Origin of the sequence: Ensifer sp. ENS02, from assembly GCF_014851885.1 — a bacterium.
GTDB classification, from domain to species: Bacteria; Pseudomonadota; Alphaproteobacteria; order Rhizobiales; family Rhizobiaceae; genus Ensifer; species Ensifer adhaerens.
The window spans coordinates 104498-120087 of sequence record NZ_JACVAO010000013.1; the positions used below are offsets into that span (position 1 = coordinate 104498).

Sequence of the window (15590 nt, forward strand, 5' to 3'; positions counted from 1 at the left end):
CGGGTTTCGTATGCAACACTATGGAAAAGATCCACCTCGTTGAAAATTCAACGAGAAACGTTCACTTTGGCGATAAAACAAGGATATCCGTCGGATTTTCGAACGAAAATCCCTACATTTATTATCGGACATAGCCTTTGACTGAATTTATTCAGCCAGCCTTCCGATACTTTACATGACGATTGGTGACGAACCTGTTCCAAATGTAACAGTTAAAGCCAAAATGGCTGATTATAATGTTTAAGGATATACGCGATAGCTCGATTTTAGAGCGGGGGCAGCCATGAGCGCCATAGTATATGCCATCGCAAGCATCCCACTGGCTGTGCTGCTTGCCCTGATCCTCAAACATCTGAAGATTGGCGAGAGCACCACCTTCATCGCGCTGCTTCTGCTCCCGCTCGGGGTCTGGGGCATCGCGTCTGGGACGATCAGCGAGTTGTCCGCGGGCGGTGTCGCACTGACGTTTCGCGAGGCTGCTAAATCCGAAGTCAAGCTATTGCCCCTTACGGATGTCGTCGAAAATTTCCAATCGATTGAGAAGGAGGGCGTCGCAGCGATCGAGGGCTTGACGCGCACCCTCACGCCGGGGCGACCGATAGCACTTGTCCTCCATCTCGGCCGCCCAGGTTACTACGCCCCGTCGGCCGTCGTCCTCTACCTTCAGGCACTGTCGAGCTTTGATCCGGAATTGACGTTGGTGGTCACGGACCCGGATGGGAAATTCGCCGCGGCCGCCGACGGCCGAGCGGTGATCAGCTACCTGTCGGGCCAGAACGGTTCTGAGACCCAGGCACGATTCCGCGAGGCGCTCGACGCGCCCGACGCCGGCAAACTTCTTGAGCTACCAGGGTTTACGAAGGAAGCGATCACAGCCGACGCGACGAACGCCGAAGCGCTCACAAAAATGGATCAGCTGGCACGCAAAACGCTGGTTGCCCTGGACCCCGAGGGCCGCCCCAAGGGGTTGGCCAAGCGGGATGCAATCGTCACGTATCTTCTGGTTCAACTGACGACCGATACCGCCAAGACCCCTTGAAGTCACCTACGACCAGCCGGCTCAAAAGATCGGAGATCAGCGTCCTGCCGTCCCGGTGCATCGCCGTGATCTCGCTCGACGTTCCGATCGTCACCTCGGACTGCCCCGGACGTAACGTCTGAGGGTCCGGATCACGTCGTCGAAGCTGGAAAACGGGCAGTCCGGACGGACCCGGCACACAGGTTTTGCATGCCTAAAAATGCGGGAAGCGGACCGGTGTCCCGCTCCGCTTCGCTTACCTGACAGGGACTCGAACCCGGTGGCACCACAAAATCATTGCCATAAGAGCCAGGAAACACAATCATACAACGAAAATCGGCGTCAGGCCATCCTTAGACGCTACGCGTCAGATTGTTCTGGTCGACGAGCGGCCAGGATGGCGTCACCTTCCAGCCACGGATCCCCGGTCCCTCGATCAGGTTTTCGCGGAACACCCAAAGGTGCGGATCCTCGTCGCCGAACGCGACGACCGAAACCAGGCGGATGCCCATCGTGGCCATCGAAATCCGGTTCTCCGCCACCAGCACCTGGTGACCGATGAAGCCCCAGATGCGGATGCCCTGCGCAAAATACCTGCTGAAATTCGGCCGGGTCGACAGCGCCATCTCGTTGCCCCGGATGCGCAGGGTATCGACATTCCCGACAAGCACACCGTAACCGGCATAGGCTTGCGCGTAGGGCGCCATCAACTCCATGCGGTTGTCGTCGATCGACACCGATCTGGCCCGCACATTCGCGTTGCGCATGTGGCTGACCGCCACCCGCACCCCCACCTGGAAGGCGCGGATTGCATTGCCCCGGATCGCGACATTGTCCATCCGCCGTCCACCGCAGACGATGCCCTGCGCCCCCAGGCTGACCGAGTTTTCCTCAAGCCCCTTCAGCCAGTTCTGGACCGATCCCAGCCCGGCGCGGAGCTCGGCATCCTCCAATACCTTCTTCGCCAGGCCGTAGCTCAGCCCCAGAAGTTCGTCTGCATTTGCGATCTTGGCAGCCGAGCCGCTGCGGGAAATGAGCGTCGTCCAATCCTTCTGGCTGAAGGCACTGTCGAAGGCGACGACCTGCCCGTTCGCCTCGACCACGACCTGTCGCTCAGCACCCGATCTCGCATCGAAGCGCTGCACGACCGGGTCGCTCGAAACGAGGAGCGTGGTGCGCACCTTCGTATTGTCCAGCCCCTCACCATGGGTGCCGAACGAGTCCCCAAGCCGCTTCAATTGCTTGCGAAACACCGGCATCCGGTCGGGGTTCTCTGCCACGGAGGCGACGAGCCCCTGCGCCCAGCGACCGAACGTTTCCTGGTTCTTGAGGTCCGCCGCGGCGGGCGGGTTCGTAGCGACCAGCGCGTCCCAGTCCTTCTGCGGCACTGGACTGTCGAAGGTCATGCGCCATTCCTTGACGCCAATCTCCTTGAAGCCGGTGCCCCGGCCGACATAGCCCTTCACGGGGCGGGTGATGAAGCTGTTTGCGGTCGTGGCTAGCCAGACCTTGTCGGAAAGGAACGCCTTGATGTTGAGCGAGCCCTTGCCCGGCTTGGCGGTCAGGATGTTGCCGGACACATCGACGTCGACGGCATCGGTCACGACGATCCCCTCCTGAAGGTTGCCGACCGTCAGACTGTTGTTGGCGATCCGAACCGATTGCGTGACCCTCAAGCTCTTCAGCGTCTCGCTGTAGCCCCGGACCGTCAGGCAGGTGCGCTCGGTCGAGGTGCCGCCGCCGCAACTCAGCGTGCAGCCATGCACTTCAACCGCGTCGCAGTGACCGAAGTCCAGCGTGCCCTGACGGTGGATCTTCCGACCGGGATCGACCGCGCTGTTGCTGTCGGGCGTTGCAAATTCAAGCCCGCTGACCACAACGCTGGCGCAGGCTGCAAAGGCGATGGCCGCCTCCGTGCGATAGGCCAGAATCTGGACGGTCCCGGGCCCGGCGCCGCTGATGCGGATATGACCAAGACCGGTCATCTCAACGGTGCGCCCGGTGGTGTAGGTGCCCCTGGCAAAACAGATCGAGGCATTCTCGCCCGGCTGCAGCCCCTCCAGCCGGGCCACCCAGTCCTCACCCGGCTGGATGACGATCGTGGTGCAGCCGACATGCTGGAGCCCCGCCAAAGCCTCGATAGCCTTCTGCACCGTATTGGCGAGCGCAAGCGCGGGCGTATTGGCCGGGTTGAAACTGACGTGGGTCGCACGCGCGAGTGTCGCGTTGAAGCTGATGGGCTCATGGGTCGGTGTTCCGGCGGCATCCAGCCGCTGGGCAAAGACGCGCTGCACCCTGTTCGTGCCATCAAGGCTAAAGGTAACCGACGCCACGCCGGTGCCATCGGTGGTGGCCTCTTGGGTTGGCATGCCGTTACCAAACTGCCCGGCCCCCTCCGCAACGGTAAAACGGATCGTCTCTCCCTGGACCGGTTTATGGCCGCGCACCACCGCGACGGAAAGCTCCTTTGGTAGAGGTACCAGGGCGGCCGCATTCAGGGGATCGTCCAGGGCCTCTTGCCCGTCGCCGCCGGCGTAGAGCACCTGCTTGGCGCGGGTAATCGGCGGGAAAAGCGGGCGGCAATCTTCGGCTACGGTCCAGGCGCCGGCACCGTCGAGCACGAGCCAGGCGAGCGCCGCATAGTTGCGCCGCGGTCCTTCTGCAGGTTTCGGCAACGGTTCGCCGGTGACCGGATTGCGTGGCCATTCCACATCGCCGGACACGGCGCGCGCCGGAATGATCCAGTGATCGCCGGGTTGATACTGACCGGCTTCGAAGCGGATCTGGACACCATTCTCCAGATCTGCCCAATCGGCCGCGGCATCGTCCACCTGCGCCGGAAGCCCGCCTTCCCAACGGGTGACGAATGCCTCCGCCGGAAGCTTGTCTGTGTCCGGGAGACCGTTGTTGAGGAGTGGCGCAAGCGTGAGCGGATCGCGCAGTTCGGCAAGCGAGACGCGTTGGCCGACCACCTCGTCGATCCGGGCGAAGAAGCCAGGCGCCTCCCCATAGATCGCCGCCTGATCGCGGATCTCGATCCAGTCGCCCGCCTTCAACGCGGTCATCTCATCACGGCCGATGCTGTCCACCACCAAGACGCCTGCGTCGATCTCGCGGTATCGCGTGCGGTGAATGGCATTCTCGCGCGACCATTTGTAGAACGCCGCCGCCTCGTCGCCAGCCAGATGGATCTCGACGCGGAAGAGAAAATTGTCGAGACTGCGGTAGCCCGCGGCGGGCGGAAGGTTGCAGGGGCCGGCGCTAAGGTCGGAAAGCTCCGCCCGCGCGCGCATCTCGCCCTGCGCACGGTCGGCAAGGACGGGATCGAACCCCTTTGACAGCGCCGGGCAGGTCAGGTCGGAAGCCTGGTATCCAAGCGCCAGGAGCGCCGCGCGCGCGACCAGCTGGACTTGCCAGATGGTCCGCTCACGATAGGCCGTATCCGGCCCGTCGAAAGCCACCTCGCGCAGCAGCGGTTCATCGAGTGCGGTCACGATCAGATCTGTGGACTTGAGCACGGCCAGGTAGTCGCCGGCCACCGCCGGAAGCGGCGTGCCTGCCCCATATGGTTGCCGCTGGACTGTTGCCGGCCGGAAGGCGCGGGTCACGGCATCACCAAGGGCTGGCGTGGTACGGAAGGTCCGCACGCCGTTCGCATCCTCAGCGAAGTTGCGCACCTTGACGAAAACGCTCAGGCCCGCCGGGTCAGTGCTCAGCACGTCGTCGTCAGCCAGCTCCCCGCCATCGTCGATCCGCCAGACCGCATTGCCGCCGGTGCCCGACTGACGGGTCAGCGAAAAGCCAAAAGGCCAGCGCAGCACATGGCCCACACCTGCCACGTATCCGGTACCAGGGGTGATCACCAGCGTTCCGGTCCCGGGATCCGGGATCAGTCCGAAGCCCGCATCGTCCTCCGGAAAGCCGGCAGGGCCGATGATATCAGCCGCCGTCTCCCGATCCGAGGCGCGCAGGATGTCGCCCTGTTCGTTCCAGTCGGCATCGGTGAACAGGCGGCCCTGCTGCATCCCCACAAGGCTGAAATCCTTGACAGGATCGAAGGTCTTTCTCGAAATATCACCGGTCATGGCAGGCCTCCTAACTCATGTAAATGAAGCCCGGAACAAGGCCGAATGGCGCAAATTCCTCGATGGCATCGCGGATGTTGGCGCGGCGGGCGGGGTCGCGGTTGGCGTAGCCCACTCCCATCTCCATGCCATCCTCGGCCCCTTCGAGGATGGCCTGTGGCGTGCGCAGGCTTAAGAGCCCGAATTCGGGATCCTGAAAACGGGTCGAGACGAAGACCGGCCGCGGCTTGCGGTCGTCGCTCGCACGCGGCACGCAGCGGTAGCGGCGCGGCAAGACCGAGGTCTCGTCGACATAGCAGAACCGGACGCAGCCGCTCTGCCGGTGCTCGACGGTGATCCGCCCAGTGAGGATGCTGTTTTCCGCCTGCAGGCTGCGGCAGGTGGTGCGGCCAAGGACGGTACTGCCGCTGCAGCTCATGTCCATGAGCGGCACGCGCAGCACCAAGGCGCCAGCCCCTGCCCCGCCGCCACCGGCGGTCTGATCCTCCCCGATGATCGATCGCGTGATCTCGATCGCGCCTGTCGCCTGCGGTAGCTCCACCTTGCCGACAATGCAGCGGTCGAGGACCAGGCTCATCCTGGCGTTCTCGGTGGTGGCACGCACCGAATAGTCCAGCGCCGCGCCCGAGGCGCCGATCGTGCAATTGTAAAGCCGGAGAGCCCCAAGATCGCCTCTAGGCCGGGCGGTGAGATTGCCGGTGATCACCAATCCGTCGATCACCAGCGAACCGGCCGGGCCGTCGCCCGCATCCGCCGCCTCGATCATCGCCGGCGCCAGAACAAGAGGCCGCCGGTGCATCGGCGACAATTGGCCCGCAAAGCGGCGACGCACCCCGCCCGGCTCCTCCACCACCGGCCAGGCGGCAGCCACAATCGCCAGCGTTGCGCCTTTCGGCAACGTGATTGCATGGGTGGCGTTCAACGCCTCGACATAGGTGGCGTTGTCCATCACCGCGATGATCCCGCGCGAGCCCGCGGTGGCCTGGGCATTCCAGCGGTCGACCGCATCGCGCAGGCTCGCGACCACCGGCCCACCCTGAAGCGGGTTGTCGGTCACATGGCCCGCCACCTTCGTCACACCGATCTGCCAGGGCGGCGCCTCGCCGGGCACTACGAGATCGGGCAGCCATTTCTCAAGGCTCGACCGCCGGTCATAGGCGCCGCCGCCGATATCGAAGGGCTGCCCGGTGGCAAAACCGGTCTCGACCGCCTTGCCCTCGTCCGAAGCGTGCAGCGAGATCCGGCCGAGCTCAGGGTCGACCATCACCGTGCCAGCCACGGCCGGCCGCCGCCAGGTGCCGTTTTCGGCCTTTTCCAGATTGCAGCAGAAGAGCTTTTCAGGCGACACCTCCGCGCCGTCCAGACGCACTCGAAACGGCGGGCTTTCCTCAAACCAGCGGCCCGGAGTGGCGCCGTCTGCGCGGGCAGCGTTGAGCGCGGCGAAGACCTCATCACGGGACAATGTCGCAGGCACGGTGCGCGCGGTCATCCGCGCACCCACGCTCAGGTCGGCCGCCGGGCGGTTGACCAACGGCAGGTCGCGTCCCAGCGGATCAAAGGTCAAAAGCCCCGGATCCGGTGCATCGGGACGCGGAACGGCCCCGCCCAGATACCCTGCGGCTGGATTTTCCACAGGCCAGATCGGTGCCGCCGCGCGCCGCCAAATGAACAGCCCCAGATGCGGAATGTTGTAGCGCCCGGCATAGGCGCCCGGCTGCCCGGCGGCCGGCGAATGCGCCATCGTTGAGAACGGCGACCGGCTGGCGCGGCAGCGCGCGGTGTTGCGCAGGTCGGCAAAGCCCGGTGCAGCCGGTCGCACATGGTTCATATGCTGCGAGGTCGCAAGCCTCTGGAAGAATTCGACCGCCACCACCGACCATCCGGACACTTCGCGCGCCACCTGCTCGATCGCCGCGGCGGTGCCTTTTGCCTGCCGGTTGCGCAGCACATTGGCGACGTATCCGCGCAGAAGCCCTATCTGGTCGGACCCGATCTCGCGCATCGGCCGGGCGCCGATCAGCGCAGCGATGTAGGGCAGTGCCCACGGCTCGCAGGTCTCGACGAACCAGTCGTCGTAGAGCTGGTCTATGTCGCGCTCCAGGATGACCAGCTCCTGTGCCATGATCTCCATCAGCGCCTGAAGCGCACGACCCTCTTCGGCATCGCGCGTGCGGAAATGGCTGGGCAGCCGTTCGAAAAGGTTGCCGGTCGCGCGATTATACATTTGCGGTCTCCATCATCGTCAGGCTGACCGCCGACGGCAGCACGGTCAGCAATTGCGCCGGGGCAAAGTCGTGGCGCTGCCCGCGCTGGCCCGGCCCGACGGCTGGGAGCGAGGGCAGCACCGAGGACAGATCAGCAGCCACAGAACCGGTGGTAGAGCCGTCGAGCAGCACCTCGAGCGCGTCGAGATCGACCGATACGACACCGCGCGCCCGATGCAGCGCGGCAATGACCTCGGCAGCACTCACCGATTGGGCGAGCTTGCGCGCGTCGTAACCGAAAAGCGCCTCGATCTGCTGGCGCGCCCAGAGCTTGACGTCCTCGGCGCGGTAGGTCGGATCGGGATAAATCTTGGCCGTCAGGGCAAAGAACCGGCGCGCGTAGGGTTGCAAGATCAGGGGACGTGCAGGATCGCGCGCCTTGGCCATTGCATCGGCAAGGTTGGACATCAGCGGATCGCTTGCCGTGAGCTCGGCGTCCGCTTCAGGGGCCACCGTGACATGGATCACCTTGTTCTGCCCTGACCACAGCTCGCACGCCTGGGCCTTGCCGATGCCGGCAAAACTACGCGCAAAATCGGCGTAGTCGGTGAGCGAGACGATGCGCCCGAGGGTCTTGACCGTGCCCGGTGCGGTTTCGCGCGCGCTATCCAGCGTCTCGGGATCGGCCGAGCCTGTTGCGGGCGACGGGTTCACCACTGCGCGCACACCGAGCGGCCGGGTTCTCAGCTGACTGATCGCCTCTTCCGGCACTTCGCCGGCGCGGCCGATGCCGCTGCGGTACTCCGCCTTTACGTTCAGCAAGCCGGTGGGCAGGCGACGCCCGGTCCGGCCGTCACCGAAGCGCACATGCGCCTTGCCGTCGTCGGACAGGCGCACCTCGTAGACGGGGTCCTCCGGCCCGGCCTGGCCCAGTGCCGTCACCTCCTGCCAGAGCGCACCGTCGATACGGATCTTCAGGGTCGAGGCGCGACCGGCCTCGTTTGCGGCTGAAACGTAAGTGAGCGGCGGCTTCTTCAGCGTGAAGGTCTGGAACGTCAGCCGGGCGTCGCCATTCCCGAGGTCTTCGGCCACCGCCTCGCCATGGGTGGCGAGCGCGACATTTGCGTTGATGCGCACGGTGGTGCGGTCATAGGGCCAGGCGGTCTCGCCGGTCAGCACCAGCCGCGTGATCCCGTCGATATGCTGGACCTCGTCGATGATATGGGTCTCGCGCCCGGTGATGCCCTCGGCATCGTTGCGTGCGCCGGAAAGCGAAACGGGCCGTCCGCGTTCGAGATCGAGATAAAGCCGGTCCAGCTCGACCGAGGTGGACCTCTGCGGCAGCTCCGGCGACAGCGGCACACCGGCAAGCGGAAGATGCGCGCTGACCGCATGGATCTGCGAACCCCGAAATAGGAAGGAATTGTAGATTGTGGTCGAGTCGGTGCCGCCGAGCTCCAACAGTCCGCCATTGGCGGTGCGGAACCCCACGCCGGTCGACTTTCCCGTGATTGCGTAGTCCGCCCGCGATTCCGCCGCCGCATGCACGACCCGCAAACCGAGAGACCCGCCCGCGGCGTTCTCGATGATCGCCCAGCCGTTGGGCTGCAATTCCTTCAGCTCGCGGTCGAGGTAGACGTGGGAGGCGCCCTTGTCGATGTACTTTGCACCCATCCCGTCCAGCCAGATCGTGTTGGGTGATCCGCCCGTGGCCCCATCCCAGTTGTGGGTATAGGGACCCTTGTCATAGGTCCCATCGGCCTTGGTGCCATAATTCACCGTGGCGTGGAGCGGCGCAGTACTGCCGAAGAACCCGGAACTGTCGCGCATGACATGCAGGCCGAGTGCCGGCACCTCGCCATCGTCCTTCTCCGGCGGCGGCAAGACCAGCAGGCGAACCAGCGTCATGATTTTGGCGCGCTGCCAGGATTGGGATTGCACCAGCGCCGAGAGCCCGTCTCCCGACCAGGTCCGGCCGCGCACATGCGTCTCGATCGCCTGAGTGCCCAGCGCGATGCGCATCGAGGGCATGATGCCGATCAGCAGTTTCGCGAGCCGGAAGGGCGGTGCGCGGCGCACCTTCTCGGGCGCGTGGCCGCTGCGCGTCAAAACGACTTTCGTCAGGCCGAAGGCTCGGTCCTCGGTGGCCGATACCACCCGCATCGGTATGGCCGTGACCGGCGCGCCATCGCTCGCCGCCTGCGCCACCGCCAACAACCGGGTGCCCTTGCGCAGGTTGAGCCCGAGCCCCGTAAGGCAGACCTCGTTCACCGGCAGCGCGTAGAGCACCGGGTCGATCTCTTCGTTCGTTTCGTTATCCTCGATACGTTTCGCCAGCGCGGCGGGCAGATCGAGCCGTCGGGTCATCGGGTGGTAGTGTTCCAGATCCGCCTCGGCAGCAATGGTAACGAGGTCAGGATCGGCCAATGTGGCGTCGTCGAATGAGTTGTCCAGATCGAAGAGGTAGAGCGTGCCGTTGGCTGTGTCCCCATCACTTTCGAGGTTGTTGTAGAGCACCAGGTTCTGAGGACGCTCGGTTCGGGCGTGAATGTTGTTCCATTCGGCGCGTGCGGTGATCTCTTCGACCGTTTCGAAGATCTGCGGCAGTTTGCCCTTCTCGTGCGGAATCGACATCGCCTGCACACCGATACCGATCTGGACCACGCGATAGGGATTGTCCGTGTCCTCGACCGAGAATGCCAGATGGGCGCTGGACGCCACGCCGGGGGCGAGCTCATAGCCGATCATCCGCGCCAGTTCGAGCACCGAACGGCGCTGGGTGGCGGTCCCGATGAAACCTTCGTTGGCGATGCGCTCCGAATAGAAGGACACCACGTCGCAGGCCATGGCCCAGGCGTCGAACAGGCTGATCGTCGGATCGCGAAGGTCGCGCGTCCGCAACGCCTCCAACGGCTGGAGCTCGGCACCGGTCTCCGGGTCTATCACCCCGTGTCGCGGCAGAAGATGCAGCATTCGCGCCAGCGCCTCGGGCTGGGTCGTGATCCGGTAATCCACCTGTGAAAGCCCGGCACGGTTGGCAGGGCGATGCGGACCAAGGTCGATGCCGCCACACGGCGAGCTTTTGTCGCGCGTTGCCATGATCAGCGCCCCCCTTCCACGATGAAGCGGACCCGGCCGTTCTCGGGACGGCTGGGATCGTTGTCGAGCCGGGCAATCTCGGCGCTGGCGATCGGCAGGATCGCCTCGGCGGCATAGTCCACACCGGGCTGATCCATCCGGGCAAAACGGCCCACCGGCGCGTTGCTTTCGTCGGTGGTGCCGATCCAGGACACGCCGTCGATCCGCATCGCGCGGGCGATCATCGGCGACAACGCCACGTCCGCTCCGAACTCCAGGACATCCGGATGAAAGAGCCCGCGGGTTCCATCCGGCAGATCGCGATCGGAAAAGAGCGCCAGGAGATCGCGGTTGATGTCCGACGCATAGGCGTCGGGCGCGGCACAGACAAAGAGGATGATGTCGAGCGGTACGAAGACCGGCGAGACAAATTCTAGATCGTGGCCCGCCAACCGATGATCTTCGATGAACGCGCGCAACTCGGCCTCGACTGCAGCGTCCACCTCGCCGCCTCCGACGAGGTCGAGCGCCAGCGTGACCGTGTGCCAGCTGCCGGTCCAGCGGCGGCGCCCGAAGGCTCGTTCGACGCTCGGGTGGCGGGCGGCAACCACGGCGTAGTCGGCCGCCGTGACCGCACGACGCGAGACGCGAAACGCCTGTGGCGCGGCAACATGCACTGCCGTGCGTGGTTCCGGCACGATGCCGCCGGTTGCCGGGACAGGGTTGCTCAGCGCGAAGATGCCGTTGCCGTCGCCGGTCACCACATGGGCGATCGCGCCGGCCCCGATGTTGCCGCGCAAACCGCCGCCGTGACGGATACGCGCGACAAACGCGGCTCCATCGGTTGGGCGGCGGCCCAGTACCCCGTCGCCGAAGCGCACATAGGCCGTCCCTGGCACGGTGCCTGCCTCGACCGCCACATGCGGCGCGAAACGCTCCGACGCCAGAAGGTCCGGCACCGTCGTCCATATCTCACCGTCGCCGACGAGCGCGACCTGTGCGACCGGTTCGGCCACCGGCGAAAGCGACGCAGCCGCCGAGGCGGTGCGTGCACTCTCCGGATCGAAAGGCGGCGCGCGCACCACCTCTCCGGCGGCCAGCCGGTAGCGCAGCACCTGGCCAGGCCCGTCATCTGGCAGCAGGCCGTCGGTGGAGAGGGTTTCCAAGAGGATTTCGTCTTCGTGCGCGGGGTCGCCGTGATCGACGGTACGGCCTTCGTCGACCAATAGAACATTGCCACGCGCCACCGACATCGGCTTGCCATCGAGGGTACCGATCGGCAGAGCGAACCTCAACGCGTCTTCGGCGAACCAGCGCACCTCAGTCAAGGCGAGACCGAAGATCGAATCACTTGCAGGCTTGGGGCCTTCCGACAGACGCACGACCTGGCGGTGCGTCGGATCCGGCGGATCCTCGGTGCTACCGCCAAAAGGAATGCGCTCCTCCAGCAAAAGAAGATCGCCTGCCACAAGGTCAAGATCGCCGGGAGCCTTCGTCAGGAAAGCGGAGGTTGCGCCCTTGGTGAGGCAGCAGCCCTCGTCGCCCCAATCGTGGAAGCCCGCATCGTTGCGCGCCACGCGCAGCGACTTCAGCGGTTCCAGTGCCTCGAACACCACTGACCCACGTCGGACCATGTCTTCGAAAAGCTCCGCCTCTGGTGTGATCACCGTCGGCCGCTGCTGCCTCCGGTCCTCTGGGCGGGTCAGGAACCGGGTGCCGCGCGCAATCACGTCAGGTGCGCCATCCCGGTCGACATCCGCCGTCACGGCGACGGCTGTGCGCGCATTGCAACCCTCGCCCGGACGATAGCCGAGTAGCCGGGCGTGGCGCACGAGTGACTGCCGAAAGCGCGTGCGCTCGAAGAACGCTTCGGTGCCTATGGCGTCCTGAAACCAGCTCACCTTGTCGGCAGCATCCGCCAGCACCTCAACAAGGGTCACGCCCAGATCCGCCGGATTGCGCTCGGTCCAGTCGGCCATGGTGGCAGACATGCGGTCCAGCATCATCGTGCGAAAGCCGGTGAAATCGCGGGTCAGGTAATCTGTCGGCGGCCCCTGACGACGCGCCGGAACCGAAAGTGCAGGGTCGGCGCAATCGAAATCCGAGCGGCATTCGACTTTGAAGGAGAAGCACACGCTCGCCAGCTGGCGATCCATATTGGCGGGCGGTGCAGCGTTCACCGCCCCTTGCCGCAGCGACAGCACATAAGGCGAGAAATCCCCGGCCTGGTCCAGGGTCAGCCGCTGGGTCAACCCGTCCGGCTGCAGCGCCAGCGATAGCACCTTGATGCCCTTGACCCGCGTTCCGCCTGTCACGGCGAAGTTGTCCTCGTTCAGGGCCGCGACGCCATCGGGTTTGAGGAAAGCTACGTCGAGCAGTTTCTGCGCCATGCCAGCCGGTGCGCCGCTGTCCAACACCTCGACGAAGTCGATGCCGTTGATCTCAAGCCCGCCACCCATGTCGGCGTTGCTTTCCAGAACCCTCTGCCGGCGCAGCGACGTGCCGCAATGACACCTGCACTTCGTCATATCGCGCCCTCCACCACGGCGCGGCGAATCTCGTCGTCGCCGAGCCGGCTGTAGACGACCGTGACCCGCAACTGGCTGTCCACGGCCTCAACCCGCACACCACGCAGTTCGATCACCTCGACCAGCCATTGCTGAAGCGCCCCCTGGACCATGTGCTGGACGGCGGCTGCGATCTCCGGCGTGTTCTCCGAAAACACCATCTCGTGCAACCCGGCACCGAATTCAGGCCGGTTGAGCCGCTCGCCGCGGCGCGTGAACAGCACCTGCTCGATCATGTCGCGGACCTGCTGGTCGCGGTCGGCCTCGGCCGTGGTTCCGGCGGCTGAGATCCGGTAGGGGAAGGAAAACCAGGTCATATCGCGACAACCTTGGTTTGCGGCGAAGACCAGACCACCGGACCGTTGGGGATCTGGCCGGATTTGCAAAGGTCGCCGGGATTGACCAACAACACCGGCTTGCCGGCCGACTGCACCTTGCTGGCCGCCTTGGTGAACTCGGCAATGAGACAGGGCTGCGGCTTGGGTTCGGGCGTCGTGAACGGGCAACCTGCGATCGTGCCCTTGTCGCCGAGAAGGGCTGCCGGCGTGCCGTCGATCAAAAGCTTCACACCCGTCGCCGCGATCGTGATCGGGATGGAATGCGGGCAGGTGGCGACGGTTCCCTGCGTGACGATCGGCGTGGTCATGGCAGCACCTTCAGATTTCCGTTGTTGATCGTGACCCCATCGGGGCCAAGCTTGACCGTCGATCCGGAAAAGCTCAGCTCCATGGCGTCCGCCCCCGCCTTCAGCACGGCATCCCCCATGGCCGTGGTCATGCTGAGCGTGAGTTCCCCCACGCCCGGCGCGTCGAGCACCTCCAGTTTGAAGTTGTCGCCCGCCCAGATCCGCGTCAGCGCCTGCGTCGGTCCCATCGCCGCCGGCGTGTCTCCAGCGTCCCAGAACCCGCCAGACCAGATCGGATAGTCCGGGTCGCCGCGCTCGAATTCGACCCAGACATTGGCGCCCGAGGGCGGGATGGCGAAGATGCCAACGCCCGGTCCGGCTCCCGGCAGACAGGGCATGGCCCAGGCGAGCGTGCCATCCCCCATGACATCAGCCACGCTGACCTGCACCCGGCCAAGGCCCAATGGGTCGATGTTGAGCTCAACCTTGCCGCGATATTTGCCGAAGAATTTTTCGTCCTCGCAGCTCATATCGGCGATACCTCCGGTGCGACGGCCGGCAGGATCGGATAGAGCCCGTCGCGCTGAAGTGCGAACGACTGGGTATAGGCACCGGGTTTGAGGACGTGCCTGACTTCGGCCACCGTATAGGTTCCGTTGTAGATCATCCCCAGGCCGCGGATATCGACCGCGTAGTAGGGTTTGAGCACCGCGTTGTAGCGCGTGTTATCGATGGTGCCGGTCACCTCCAGTACCCGTTCGGCCGGTTCGTTCACCTCAGCCATCAGACGCGCGAGCACCTGCGCGGTGTTGAGGCCCGAGGTCACTATCTCCTTCGTCTTGGTATTGCCCATCTGCGTCAGCGCCTCCGACAGGGCCGACATCGGCGTATTGGTGGAGGTCGGGATCTCCAGCGAAACCACCTGCCCCGTGGAGCGGTCATGCACCTTGGCGCGCGCAGCCGTCAGGGTCTCGCCATCGTGGTTGACAGTGACATCGTAGGCATCCGACATCGGCCCCAGATTGACCGAGATCGGCTTCTGCGGCAGGCCGGGGCGCGGCACCGGGCCGAAATAGAGCTGGCTGATCCCCGGCGCCGGGCCTGGATCGATGAACACCTTGTAGCCGTGGCGCCTGGCCATCTTCTTGGCATAGGCGAGGTCCGTGCAGGTCTGCTGCGGCGTGCGGTCGACCGGGATCGGCGGATCGATCACCGGCGGCGGCATGATCACCGGGATCACGCCGTAAGTGGCATATTTCAGCGCCATGGCATTCATGATCACGGTTTCGTCCTGGGCCGGGTGCTGGGCGCGTTTTTCTTCGCGGTCCATGACAAAGGTCAGGTCGCGGCCCAACATCAGGTACTTGCCTTCATTTGACCCTTCGCCGGGTATGTACTGGGTCTTGGTCACCACCCCGTCGAAGATCGGCGTCGGCACCACCCCGTTCCAGACAACGACCACCACCCGCGCCCCGCGCTGGAACCGGGGATCATTGACGAACGGAGGGCCAAATGCGCCAAGCGGTCCCTCTCGCCCGGCCAGCAGCGTGATCTTGAAGCCTGAGTCCTTTTTCATCGCCTGGCGCACCTCGATCTCTTCGATCGCCTCCATCGCCTCGAGCGGCGCGGGCAGCACGACGGCCTCCCTGCCCAGAAGCAGTGTGACGCGAATGCCGAGGATGTTGCCGAAGGCGCTCACGTGGTCCTGCCTCCCCTCGCATCGGGCATCGGAATGGCCAGTGGAGCGCCGGGCACCGCGGTCAACTGGTCGGGATGCGCGGCGGAATTGGCATTGGCGATCATCCACCAGGCGGTCGCCTGGCCATAGGTCTGTGCGGCGATGATATCGGCGCGATCGCTGTCGGTGACGCGGTGCTGGCGCGCCACGGTGTGATCCTCGGGGTGCGGCAGGATCGGCGGTACGATGTGGCGCACCTTGCTGCCGTCCGGCCGGGTGAATTCGGTTTCGGTGGCGAGGGTGTATCGGCTTGTTGCTGTGATCATCACGCCCTC

General features: G+C 64.9%; 10 protein-coding genes. 1 reads left to right on the forward strand and 9 read right to left on the reverse strand.

Annotated elements, in window-relative coordinates:
* Positions 1-283: 283 nt before the first annotated feature.
* Positions 284-1039 carry a hypothetical protein gene (locus tag IB262_RS25750; protein WP_060643924.1) on the forward strand — a complete coding sequence of 252 codons (756 nt, stop codon included), beginning with the start codon at positions 284-286 and terminating at the stop codon, positions 1037-1039.
* A 332-nt stretch (positions 1040-1371) separates the two neighbouring features.
* On the opposite strand, the gene IB262_RS25755 is transcribed toward IB262_RS25750, so the two are convergent.
* From IB262_RS25755 to IB262_RS25795, 9 genes are all read right to left on the reverse strand, one after another.
* Positions 1372-5103: a DUF6519 domain-containing protein gene (locus IB262_RS25755; RefSeq protein WP_192493971.1), complete on the reverse strand. Its 3732-nt coding sequence runs from the start codon at positions 5101-5103 to the stop codon at positions 1372-1374.
* Positions 5104-5113: 10 nt separating this feature from the next.
* Positions 5114-7234: a hypothetical protein gene (locus IB262_RS25760; protein WP_192493972.1), complete on the reverse strand. Its 2121-nt coding sequence runs from the start codon at positions 7232-7234 to the stop codon at positions 5114-5116.
* A gap of 85 nt (positions 7235-7319) precedes the next feature.
* Entirely contained in the window at positions 7320-10406 is a 3087-nt protein-coding gene (locus tag IB262_RS25765) for a putative baseplate assembly protein (protein ID WP_181432631.1), read from the reverse strand.
* 2 nt (positions 10407-10408) lie between these two features.
* Positions 10409-12913: a putative baseplate assembly protein gene (locus IB262_RS25770; protein ID WP_162727443.1), complete on the reverse strand. Its 2505-nt coding sequence runs from the start codon at positions 12911-12913 to the stop codon at positions 10409-10411.
* Positions 12910-13269 (reverse strand): GPW/gp25 family protein, encoded by a 360-nt coding sequence (locus tag IB262_RS25775; protein ID WP_060582069.1) that lies wholly within the window; start codon positions 13267-13269, stop codon positions 12910-12912. Before IB262_RS25775 ends, IB262_RS25770 begins: the two co-directional genes overlap by 4 nt.
* Positions 13266-13598 carry a hypothetical protein gene (locus tag IB262_RS25780; protein ID WP_060519092.1) on the reverse strand — a complete coding sequence of 111 codons (333 nt, stop codon included), beginning with the start codon at positions 13596-13598 and terminating at the stop codon, positions 13266-13268. Before IB262_RS25780 ends, IB262_RS25775 begins: the two co-directional genes overlap by 4 nt.
* Positions 13595-14107 (reverse strand): phage baseplate assembly protein V, encoded by a 513-nt coding sequence (locus IB262_RS25785; protein ID WP_060582070.1) that lies wholly within the window; start codon positions 14105-14107, stop codon positions 13595-13597. Before IB262_RS25785 ends, IB262_RS25780 begins: the two co-directional genes overlap by 4 nt.
* Entirely contained in the window at positions 14104-15276 is a 1173-nt protein-coding gene (locus tag IB262_RS25790) for a hypothetical protein (RefSeq protein WP_060582071.1), read from the reverse strand. Before IB262_RS25790 ends, IB262_RS25785 begins: the two co-directional genes overlap by 4 nt.
* Positions 15273-15581 carry a hypothetical protein gene (locus IB262_RS25795; protein WP_060582072.1) on the reverse strand — a complete coding sequence of 103 codons (309 nt, stop codon included), beginning with the start codon at positions 15579-15581 and terminating at the stop codon, positions 15273-15275. The genes IB262_RS25790 and IB262_RS25795 overlap by 4 nt, the downstream gene beginning before the upstream one ends.
* Between the last annotated feature and the right edge of the window lie 9 nt (positions 15582-15590).